Raw genomic sequence first — 591 nt, forward strand, 5'->3', positions numbered from 1 at the left:
TGATGATGGCAGAGAGGTCACACCCGTTCCCATACCGAACACGGAAGTTAAGCTCTCTAGCGCCGATGGTAGTTGGGGCCTTGCCCCTGTGAGAGTAGGACGTTGCCAGGCTATATTATTCCGCAGTAGCTCAGTGGTAGAGCTATCGGCTGTTAACCGATCGGTCGTAGGTTCGAGTCCTACCTGCGGAGCCATTTATGGAGAGCTGTCCGAGATGGCCGAAGGAGCACGATTGGAAATCGTGTATACGTCACAAGCGTATCAAGGGTTCGAATCCCTTGCTCTCCGCCATTAGGAACTTTTGGCCCGTTGGTCAAGTGGTTAAGACACCGCCCTTTCACGGCGGTAACACGGGTTCGAATCCCGTACGGGTCACCACTTTTGGAGGATTAGCTCAGCTGGGAGAGCACTTGCCTTACAAGCAGGGGGTCGGCGGTTCGATCCCGTCATCCTCCACCATTTTAAATTAAAATAATAATCGTCGCGGGGTGGAGCAGTCTGGTAGCTCGTCGGGCTCATAACCCGAAGGTCGCAGGTTCAAATCCTGTCCCCGCAACCAAATGGTCCCGTGGTGTAGTGGTTAACATGCCT

5 tRNA genes and 1 rRNA gene are annotated in these 591 nt (G+C 53.8%); all 6 read left to right on the forward strand.

Going from position 1 to position 591, the window contains the following annotated elements:
- Positions 1-111, forward strand: a 5S ribosomal RNA gene (rrf, locus tag MR059_RS21500); the annotation flags it as partial.
- An 8-nt stretch (positions 112-119) separates the two neighbouring features.
- Positions 120-194: transfer RNA gene (locus MR059_RS21505), tRNA-Asn, on the forward strand.
- A gap of 5 nt (positions 195-199) precedes the next feature.
- Positions 200-291, forward strand: a tRNA-Ser gene (locus MR059_RS21510).
- Between the two features lie 12 nt (positions 292-303).
- Positions 304-378, forward strand: a tRNA-Glu gene (locus MR059_RS21515).
- Between the two features lie 5 nt (positions 379-383).
- Positions 384-459, forward strand: a tRNA-Val gene (locus MR059_RS21520).
- Positions 460-482: 23 nt separating this feature from the next.
- Positions 483-559, forward strand: a tRNA-Met gene (locus MR059_RS21525).
- The last annotated feature ends 32 nt before the right edge of the window (positions 560-591 follow it).

This window comes from Bacillus cereus group sp. BfR-BA-01522 (assembly GCF_022662635.1).
Lineage (GTDB): Bacteria > Bacillota > Bacilli > Bacillales > Bacillaceae_G > Bacillus_A > Bacillus_A cytotoxicus.